Below are 10391 nucleotides of genomic sequence, written 5' to 3'. Positions count from 1 at the left end.
TGATTTACCTATAATTTCTTCCTGGTGATTGCTCTTTATCTGTTTTTTCTTAGTTTCAAGCCTGGATTCCTTCCTGACTTACCTATAATTTCTTCCTGGTGATTGCTCTTTATCTGTTTTTTCTTAGTTTCAAGCCTGCATTTCTTCCTGATTTACCTATAATTTCTTTCAAGTAATGGGATTTTATCTGTTTTGCTTAGTTTCAAGCCTGGACTTCTTCCTGATTTACCTATCATTTCTTCCCAATAATTGCGCTTTATCTGTTTTTCTAAGTTTCTGGCATGGATTTCTTCTTCATTTACCTACAATTTCTTTTCCTTTTTTAGTCGTTAAATATATTCCCAGAAATTTATGCTCTGATTGTCCTTTCAGTTTACATAAGATCCCAAACAATTTCTCAAACCCACTCCCCAATATAAAGCAGCCGGGCCCGGCCATCCATTTCTCTCCTTCTGTTCACACGGAAGAACTGATGGTCAGGCCCGGCATCTGAAAAGTCAGTACCACCCGGCTGTGCTTTATAGAATAAAACTTAATACAACACTTCTGTCTCTATCTTATTTATCCCTTTCTTAATCTCATATCTCACAACCGGGATCACTGTCTTACTGTGGATCAGATTTGTATTCGGGTCCGGCTTTACCAGCATAGGTTCTCCGCCACCCAGCAGGCAGCGCACCTCACATCCCTCCTCTTCTCCCAGAGGCAGCGCAAAGCCGGCATCATAAGCTATGCACTCATATTCACTCTCAATCACATGTATCCTTTTATGTCCCTCACGGGCAGGAAGGATTTCAGACTGTACACGAATTCCCGGGAGTGGGGACCAGACGGAAACCACATGTTCTTTTGTCACCTCATAATTCTTGGCCTGCCCCCGGATAAATATGTGCCCCAGCACTTCAAAAGACAGCACACTGTCCGGTGCAGCCTCCTGGAAATTTACCGGGGAGCGCATGACACTGAATCCGTATTTGGTAGAGTAAGCAAACTTTGCGTACTTTTCTTCCGTATGTCCATGCACATGCCCAAATGTCCGTCCCCCGGGAAGTGCCACAACATTGCCGTCCGCCCTTCTCTGTATGATCATATCCGCCTTCTCCAGATATTTTTCTTCTTCCAGCTTCGGAAGCGGCGCTGCCTCACAAGCCCAGAAGGGGTCATCCTCAGGGAGGGCAAGACACGCAAAAATCTTCATGGCCCAATAGGGCGACTGCGGGGAGTTATAGCTCTCTGTCATCTGCAGATTAGGATAACAGTACCCGATAGTCATAAGACCTGTATGGTCAAAAATAGGCTGTTTCATCCAGTATTCCAGATGACGGACAATGATTCCCTTCATCACCGGCAGCGGCAGCGGCTCAATGTGTGCCATGATACAGGCGGAATAAAAAGCCGCCTGCGCAAAACGGTAAGTCAGGGATCGTCCATAGGGAAGGGCACTGCCATCCTCTGCAAACCAGTATACAAAGTCCTTTCCAAACGCCTCTGCCCGTTCCAGGTAACGCCTGCAACGCTCCGGTTCTTCCTCCTTCATGACCATTGCATACACGATCCCGTAAAACTCCATGGCAAAAGGAACATAATAATCCGCCTGCCCGTTCTCACCGTCCAGATACCATCCTCCGCCGATATAACAGGATTCAATAAACTCCAGGCTATCCTCCATCCCCTTCTTATCATACGGCATTCCGACTTTCTTAAGCGCCGTATTCACCAGAATATGAAAGAAACGCCAGTTACAGTCACAGCATTTATTGCGGTTGATCTCCCAGAGCCATACACTTACCTGTTTTTTCTCTCTTTCTGTCAGTGGCTCCCAGATTTTCTCACCGGCAAATAAAATGGCAAAGGCAATGGCGGCCATCTCAACCAGCTTCTGGTCATAATCCCCGCATTTTCCCCAGTATTCCGAAGACGCAGGGTCTGTGCCGGATACAAGCCCTTCTCTGTATATTTTTTCAAATGCGTCATCACTTCCGCCCCCTGCCCAGAAAGCAGCCAGTCCCCAGAGTGGGCGGGAAAATCCCTCCATCCAGGCACTTTCATCCGGGTAATGGGCACTGGTGCATCCAATGTTCAGGCGTGCCTTTCCTGTACTGTAATACGGTTTCAGCGGTTTTAAAATAGTAAGCATCAGATCTGCAAAATCCTGTCTTGTGTTCAGCTTTCTCTCTACCATTACTCTCCTCCTACCAAATCCAGAAGTCTTTTTCCATCAGCCGCAGCACCGCCTCAAGAAAGAAATAATCACCGTAAATAATAGGCACCTGACGGTTTTCTCCCTCGTCATGATACGCCACTTTTCCCATGCCCAGAATTCCGTCCTCCTCAGGATTCCAGTTACAGAAATGCTGCTCCATTGCCTTAAGAATCCGAAGAGCACTCTTCTCATACAGGGCTTTTTCATTCTCCGGCACGTGTTTTGCTATCTCAAGAAGGCCGCAGGCCGCACAGGCACCTGCTGTGGAATCGTAATACAGCGGTTCTTCCGGCGCTCTGAAATCACACAGCGGAAGATACTCCGTAAGGGAGACATTGGCAATAAAATAGTGGGCTGTCTGCTTTGCCGCATCCAGATATTTCTGTTCCTTTGTGTGGGCATAGCTGATGGCAAAACCATAGACTGCCCAGGACTGGCCTCTGGACCAGGAAGACCCCTCCGCATAGCCCTGCCCTGCCGGTGCCTCCAAAAGCTCTCCTGTCAGCGGATCCAATATGACTATGTGATTACAGGAGCCGTCCGGACGCAGTATTTTCTCCATGGCCGTGTCCGCATGTCTTCTGGCAACAGCATCAAACCGAGGGTCCCCTGACTCCTCAGAAGCCCAGTAGAGAAGGGACAGATTCATCAGGCAGTCTATGATCATCCACCCGGTTTTATCATCATTCCAGGCCCGGATAAAATTGCCCAGCACATTGAACCTTCCTGCCAGCAGATTGGCTGCATGCTGACCTCTGATATAGGATGCATGATTCCCTGTGAGCCTGTAATCTGCCACTGCTGTGTGCATCCACATAAATCCCACATCGTGATAAAGTCCCTCATATTCTGCCAGGGACCGGTCCAGCCGTCTCTCCGCGTTTTCAGCCTTTTGGCGGTAGATTTCTTTCCCCGTGGCGTGATACATCTGCCACAGGATACCGCCCCAGAAGCCGTTGGTCCACCAGGCAATATCCCTTTCTCCCCAGTCCTCCTCATAGTGTCCGTTCTGTGGAATGTAGGGAATTTTATCTCCCAGTCTTTCACATTCCTTTTCTATCTTTATATCAAATTTTGCAAAGGTCTCCTCCAGCCATTTACAGTCTGATTCTGATAAAAATTTCTGCATTCCTCTGTTTCCTCCATGTCTCTTTACAGCCCGCTGTCTGCAATATAATTCTGTCAAAGCAGTATGTCTGAATATCTCCCGGTCTTATAAATCAGCTCTACGGCCGTACCTGTACCGGCTTCATTCTGCCGTCCGTTCCGAATTCCACCCGGTCAATACATGTCTCGCGGTGATACCCTTTGCCCTCAGGATAATCACTGACTGGGGTGGCAAAACGGTGATACGCCATATAATAAATATCCTCCTGCGGCTCCCTGAAAATGCAGTGATGGCCTGTTCCCAGCACACCGGCTCCCGGCCTTTTCTCCAGTACCGGATACAGGTATTTCACAGGCCCGTAAAGGCTGTCGGAAATACCGTAATTTACATGGTAATCCTCACTTCCCGTATCGTCACACGACCAGGTAAAATGATAGATGCCTCCTCTTTTCAGAACTGTCACAGCCTCCCTGAAATCCTCTGCCCCTTCCAGATTCTTCATGGTTTCCGGGCAGATATGAAGCAGGTCTTCACTTAATTTTACAACAGCCGGACTGCCGTTTCCGAACAGCATGTACACCTGTCCATCCTCCTCATAAATGGATGGGTCTATCACCTGGCTCATCTTTACACCTGCTGCCTGTACCATTTCGGGAGTCAGCAGAGGTTTTGGCTGTGCCCGGTATCCGGATGCGGGAGAACTGCTTACCGCAGCACCGATACAGGATACTCCATCCGGCCTTTTCGCGCAGAAATAAGAGTAAAACAGACCGTCCCTTTCAAAGACAGCCGGGGCCCATGCTGATCCTGTCGACCATGGAACCTGCTCCGAGGCAGCATCCAGAATGACGCCCTCATCTTTCCATTCCCTCATATCCCGGGATGAGAAGGCATGGAACTGTGTTCCCGACCAGTTGGCAAAACCATCTGTTGTGGGGTAGAGATAGTAGGTATCTTGATATTTCAGCATATCCGGATCTGCATAAAGTCCGGGAAGTACAGGGTTTTGTCTGCGGTGGAGTCTCAAAATACACAGGGACTCCGGTTTTATGTCAACTTCAAATACGGGACTGTCAAACGCAGCTTCCGCCGCATCAGGTCTCACCAGATCCGGGTGTTCAAAGGTATTTCTGTCGTCCCTATGATATCCTTCTATCCTGTATATATGCCCTGTAAAGCGGCTGTTTTCCTCACCCTCCAGACAGATCTGCACCTTCTCTTTTCGGGGCAGGACATTTACCATCTTCACAATAATATCGCCTGATTCCCTCTCCCGGCTGCTGGTGATATAGACCGGCTCTGCAGCAATGGGACACACCTCTGTCTCCTGCTCTGCCGCGCCGTCTACATAGGTCTCCACCCTTCTGCCCCGTACACGGATCTCCAGGTCATAATTCCTTCCGGCTTCCACGCTTCTCGTGCGCTGGACCAGACAGGAATTCCTGCCGTTTATATCCTCCCCGATTATAGAATCCTCATTGGCCCATCCGCCAAGTCTCCAGAACACACGGTTTTTCTCATCCTGCTGTCCGAAACTGATGGTGAAGCCTTTTTTGCCGCTCAACTCCCTGGCATGGAGACGGATGGTATAATTCCGGCTGTCAACAGATGTAATTTTTTCCCTGGAACGTTCAGGACTCAGCACGGTTTCCCGGCAGGTATGCTGTTTTTCTGTGTCCTCCTCTGTGATCACAATATTCTCAAATGCCACCCGTGATTCATTGGCCTCCAGGACAATATCGCCCGGAAGGCTGTCAGGATACCGGCTCATCATTACAGAAGGGCCTTTCTCAGATATTTCCTGTGCAAGAACCACATCCCCGTGATGGTTCATAAAGAGTTTCTGTACATGATAACTGGGCGATGGCACTGCCGTGCAGTTGTCCAGCCATATCATATCCGGTCTCCAGTTTTCATAATGTAAATGGCAGAAAAGCGGCGCATAACATGCCATTTTTACCGCATGGGCGGCGTTCTGCATCCCCACCATATAAGAGGCTTCGGCCAATGCATGAAACCAGGTATTATCCTGAGAAGCATATTCCCCTAAAAATACTTTGGGGCCGTTTTCCGGAAATGCATCATAGCGGTGGTGATTCGCAATAAACCACTCCGGTGCCTGGTAATAATGTTCATCCACCAGGTCTGCCCCCACCTCCCTTGCGGACTGCCATCCTCTGTCATATTCCTTTCCCGCCGCGAACGGGCCGCTGGTTCCGATGACCTTTATCTCAGGATATTTCTCCCTGAGTGCCCTGTGAAAAAGAGGGTACCGCTCAAAAAACGGTTCTCCCACCTCCTCATTCCCAATGCCGATATATTCCATATGAAACGGTTCCGGATGACCCATAGCCGCACGTCTGCTGCCCCAGTATGACTCCGCATCTCCGTTGGCAAATTCAATGAGGTCCAGTGCATCCTGAATATATTCTTTCAGCTCATCTCCCACAGCCGCCTCATGGGTGTGGGGATTATAACCTCCCGGAAGCACCGGAACAGGCTTTGCGCCCAAATCCTCACACAGCAGAAAATACTCATAATATCCCAGACCCATGGTCTGATTATATCCCCAGTTATTTCTGCAGGAAGGACGGTTTTCCACAGGACCGATGGTGTTTTTCCACCGGTACAGACTATCTCTGTCCCCTGCATGAAGGGAACCGCCATGGACCAGACAGCCTCCCGGAAAACGCAGAAATTTTGGACGCATTTCTTCCAAAAGCTGCACCAGATCTCTGCGCAGACCGTTCTTTCTGTTCTTATATGTATGTGCCGGAAACAGGGATACAAAATCAAGCTCCACACACCCGCTGCCCTTTGCCGTCACAGCAAGTCTCCCCTGTCTGTCATCAAAAGGAGCCCGGAACGTGAGCTGGTATTTTTCCCACTTATCCGTAATATCAATGGCCTGGGAAGTATATATGTCTCCTGTCCGGGAACGCAGAGATATCACTAACCGATCACAGTCTCCCCGCTCCTTTCTGGCATAACAGGAGAAGTTATAACATGCTCCCTTTTCATAGAAAATCCCCGGATGGAATCCGTGATTACACACACCTGTGTCCTCTCCCTCTTCGAGTATTTCCATCACCAGATAGTGCGGATTTTCGGAGAAAAGACCATGTTCCTTCTCCACGCGAAGCTCTGTCTTTCCTCCCTTTTCTATCTTCTCCCAGGCAGTCAGTCCGTGATAGTCCGGATTGTCCACAGAGCAAAATTCAAATGCCCGGTTTTGGATCAGTTCCGCGTATAATCCTCCGTCTGCCGCATGGTTTAAATCCTCAAAAAAGATGCCGAACAGGTCCTGCATATCCGCCTTTTCTGCCCTTGTATTAATCTTTACCTGCATATTGTATTCTTCCTTTCCTGTAACCTTCAGCCAGGCAAATAGTTACCCTGTTTCATTCTGTAACTGCCCGGTCAGATACCCTGTTTCCAAAACAGGTATGCAAGCGTTCATATTCGTCTTCCTCCAGAACCAGGACAGAACCATGGCGTTTGCAGACATTTCCCATATGGCAGTCTCCGGGTTCTGCCACCTTAAAGTCGCCTTTTTCCAGACTTGTACAGATAAGGGGAAGATACCCCAGCCCCTCCGCAAACTGATCCACCATAAGGCACCATTTTCCTTCTTCCTCCATGGGGAATGCCGCAGGGCCTTCCACTCCCGTCAAAGCACTTAATGCCTCCGCCTCCATCTCTGTAAATTCCCCCTGAAGACTGGTGCCTCTGTCCATACGTACCTTTTTCGTAGTCTCATCCTTTGAAAAACGGTAGAAAACACCATTCTCCTCCACTATAGTGGTATCTATCACATGATGCTCCCTCTCAATGTATTTTTCCGGTGATGTGAACACTTTAAAATCTCTTGTATAGGAGCTGTAAATCCTCTGTTTGTGCGCGGTATCGCCTGCCTCTTTTGTCATGGAAGCCCAGAACACAAGATAGGCTTCCTTCTCCGGATCGTATACTGCCTCCGGTGCCCAGGCACAGCCTGCCCCGGGGACACCGGTTTCAAAGGTCCAAGGTTCTGACCAGTGTACCAAATCCTTGGAACACCAGATCACAATTTTTGTACTCCCCTCCATCTGTGCCGCGGTCCAGCCTTTGCCGTTTGCTATCCTCAAATCCGTTGCAATGATATAAAATTTTCCGTCTATGACAGACCTTACTATAAACGGGTCCCTGACGCCTTTTTCCCCGTCTTCCCAGCGGATCACCGGATTTTGTTCATTTAGATCCTGCCAGTGCAGCCCGTCCCTGCTGAGTGCAAAATACACCTGCTCCCCCTCAGGGGATTCGCCTATGAAATGTACAAATAAATAACCTCTTTTTCTATTCTCCATGCAGCTTTTTCCTCCTTAGCTGTACTCTTTTCCCATTCCTTGAAATCGGTTTCAAATTTATTTCATTCTACTACACCTCGCGTATTTTTACAATGCTTTTCCGTAAAAAAGTCGCTGATTTACAATAAGTCTCTCTTAATTCCATTGTTTTCCCCGGCGGGTTCCCTATAATATGTTTTAGCAGAAAAATGGAACCAAAAGGATGACACTGTGTGGGGACAAAACAGTTGCCAAAAATATATATCAGGAGGTATTTCTATCATGAATACAACATATTATCCCATAAACAAAAACTGCAGATTCCACCTGGGAGACTGCCCGGATGCCTGGCAGGCATGGTATGATGATTCAGACTGGGAGAGTGTTTCCCTTCCCCATGACTGGTCTGTCACCCTGCCCTTTTCCAGAGAGTATTCCAGCGGGACCGGGTATCTGGCAGGAGGAATTGGATGGTACCGTTTCCGTATCACGCCCCGGGAGTCCTGGAAAGGCAGACGCCTGTATCTGGCCTTCGACGGCGTCTACAAGAACAGCCGTGTCTGGTGCAACAGCTATTACCTGGGAAACAGGCCCAACGGATATATTTCCTTTACTTATGACATTACGGAACAGTTCAGCTTTGACCGGGAGAATGTCATCTGTGTCTGCGCAGACCACAGGGATATTGCGGATTCCCGCTGGTTCACCGGTTCCGGCATCACCAGAAAAGTACAGCTCCTTGTGCAGGAGCCCGTACATGTGATCCCCGGGAGCATGGCCTTTGAAACCCCTGAAGTTTCTTCCCAAAAAGCTCATTTCCGCGCTTCCTGTGAAATAAAAAATGACACACAGCAGGATGTACAGATTACAGCAAAGTTCAGACTGGTAAAAACTGAAAGTACAGAGTCTGCTATAGAAAACTGCAGTTCCGCAGCCGATAAGATGCAGGCTGAAGTCTCTGTAAATATGCACATCCCTGCCGGTACTGCATGCAGGGCCAAAGCCACAGGTGAAGTTCTTTCTCCCGCCCTGTGGTCCCCTGATTCACCGGATCTATATACCCTGGAAACCCGGCTCTGCCCTGCAGACGATGTTTCCGGCGAAGCCTGCTGCGGCAAAGAGTACATGGCTGACAGCCGCAGGGTCGGCATCCGCAGCATCCGTTTTGATCCGGATACAGGCTTTTTCCTGAACGACAAAAACATGCTGATAAAAGGCGTCTGTGTTCACCACGACGCGGGCTGCCTGGGCGCCGCTGTACCCGTACCCGTGTGGGAAAGGCGTCTGAAAAAACTGAAAGATATGGGCTGCAACGCCATCCGCATGAGCCACAATCCCCATATGCCGGAGCTTTATGACCTGTGTGATTCCATGGGATTTCTTGTTATAGATGAGGCTTTCGACGAATGGGAGGGGCCAAAAAACAAGTGGAGCACAGGACATAATGTGTATCCGCCAAAGCATCAGGGGTACTACCTGGATTTCCCCAGGTGGCACAAAGAGGACCTGACGGACCTGGTACGCCGGGACCGCTGCCATCCTTCCATTATCATGTGGAGTATCGGCAACGAGATCGACTACCCCAATGACCCTTACTGCCACTCTTCCTTCACCACCATGACCGGCAACAACGATACGGATAAACCGGCAGAGGAACGGCAATATAATCCCAAAAGGCCGGATGCCGGACGCCTGGCTGTACTGGCCGGGAGGCTCACAAAAATCGTAAAGGAGATTGACACGTCACGCCCTGTCACCCTGGCGGCTGCCTTTCCCGAACTGTCCTCCCGGCTGGGATTTCTGGATTCCCTGGATGTGGCAGGATACAACTACAAGGAGCATCTCTACGAGGAAAGCCACCGCAGGTTTCCGGATAAACCTTTCATCGGAAGCGAGAATGGACACAGCCTGGAAGCATGGGAAGCCGTGACAAAGAATCCCTATATCTCAGGACAGTTTCTCTGGACCGGAATTGATTATCTGGGGGAAGCGAAAGGCTGGCCCATCCACGGCTCCAGTGCCGGTCTTCTGACCCTTGCAGGATTTGAAAAACCGGGCTATTACCGCAGGCAGAGCCTCTGGTCCTCCAAACCTATGATACATCTGTCCACAGCCCGTCCTGACGCAGACCGTGGGGAATGGACTCCTGTATCTGATACCTGGAACTACCCGGAAGAAGAGGAAGTGCTTGTGAAATGTTATACGAATCTGCCTCAGGCTGAGATATGGCTGAATGAAAAATGTCTGGGCACTTTTCAAAAGGACCCGGCCCGCGACGCCATTATACTCACCACTGCCTATGTTCCCGGTACGCTGAAAGCCCTTGGAAAAGCTTCGGACGGTACAGAAGTATCCCATGCTCTGACTACCACCGGCACGGCCTGTAAGATATCCCTGCACTGTTATGAGGATACACTTCCTTCCGCCACGGAACCGGCGTTTCGTCAGATTGAAGTGCTCATGAAAGACACCTGGGGAAATCCTGTTTTATCGGACACCTCACTTTTACATGTGAATGCGGAAAACGGCAGAATACTGGGTCTGGAAAATGGAGATCTGGCAGATGTGACAGATTACTGCGCCGCCTTCAGACGGGTATATCACGGCAGATTATTGATTTATGTAAACTATATAGATGAGGAAAAAGAAATGACCATTACCGTTTCCGGTGATGCGGAGGCAAATATAAAAACGGCTGTCCTGACTCTTCCCCCCTTAAAATAACACAGGGAAAAACAGGAGCACAGACAGGACT

The 10391-nt window shown here is 49.3% G+C and carries 5 protein-coding genes; 1 reads left to right on the top strand and 4 read right to left on the bottom strand.

Annotation, left to right across the window (positions count from 1 at the left end; all coding sequences use genetic code 11):
• Window positions 1-532: 532 nt before the first annotated feature.
• From WMO65_RS24370 to WMO65_RS24355, 4 genes are all read right to left on the bottom strand, one after another.
• A complete protein-coding gene (locus WMO65_RS24370; protein WP_148392448.1) occupies window positions 533-2182 on the bottom strand; it encodes a DUF2264 domain-containing protein in 1650 nt (549 codons plus the stop codon).
• Between the two features lie 10 nt (window positions 2183-2192).
• The gene (locus WMO65_RS24365) at window positions 2193-3332 is read right to left on the bottom strand and encodes a glycoside hydrolase family 88 protein (protein ID WP_148392449.1); all 1140 of its coding nucleotides are present in this window, start codon (window positions 3330-3332) and stop codon (window positions 2193-2195) included.
• 97 nt (window positions 3333-3429) lie between these two features.
• A complete protein-coding gene (locus WMO65_RS24360; RefSeq protein ID WP_148392450.1) occupies window positions 3430-6660 on the bottom strand; it encodes an alpha-L-arabinofuranosidase family protein in 3231 nt (1076 codons plus the stop codon).
• A gap of 52 nt (window positions 6661-6712) precedes the next feature.
• Window positions 6713-7657, bottom strand: a complete 945-nt coding sequence (locus tag WMO65_RS24355) for a glycoside hydrolase family 43 protein (RefSeq protein WP_148392451.1) — start codon at window positions 7655-7657, stop codon at window positions 6713-6715.
• A gap of 261 nt (window positions 7658-7918) precedes the next feature.
• Between WMO65_RS24355 and WMO65_RS24350 the strand changes: the two genes are divergently transcribed.
• Window positions 7919-10360, top strand: coding sequence for a glycoside hydrolase family 2 TIM barrel-domain containing protein (locus tag WMO65_RS24350; RefSeq protein WP_148392452.1), 2442 nt, complete (start codon window positions 7919-7921; stop codon window positions 10358-10360).
• Window positions 10361-10391: the final 31 nt, after the last annotated feature.

The organism is Blautia caccae (assembly GCF_040095955.1).
Classification (GTDB): domain Bacteria; phylum Bacillota; class Clostridia; order Lachnospirales; family Lachnospiraceae; genus Blautia; species Blautia celeris.
This window is presented reverse-complemented; position numbering and strand designations above follow the sequence as displayed.

Bases quoted from the DNA above. Each gene is read 5' to 3' on its own strand.
- WMO65_RS24370 (WP_148392448.1), bottom strand. From the start codon at position 2,182: ATGGTAGAGAGAAAGCTGAACACAAGACAGGATTTTGCAGATCTGATG.
- WMO65_RS24360 (WP_148392450.1), bottom strand. From the start codon at position 6,660: ATGCAGGTAAAGATTAATACAAGGGCAGAAAAGGCGGATATGCAGGAC.
- WMO65_RS24365 (WP_148392449.1), bottom strand. From the start codon at position 3,332: ATGCAGAAATTTTTATCAGAATCAGACTGTAAATGGCTGGAGGAGACC.
- WMO65_RS24355 (WP_148392451.1), bottom strand. From the start codon at position 7,657: ATGGAGAATAGAAAAAGAGGTTATTTATTTGTACATTTCATAGGCGAA.
- WMO65_RS24350 (WP_148392452.1), top strand. From the start codon at position 7,919: ATGAATACAACATATTATCCCATAAACAAAAACTGCAGATTCCACCTG.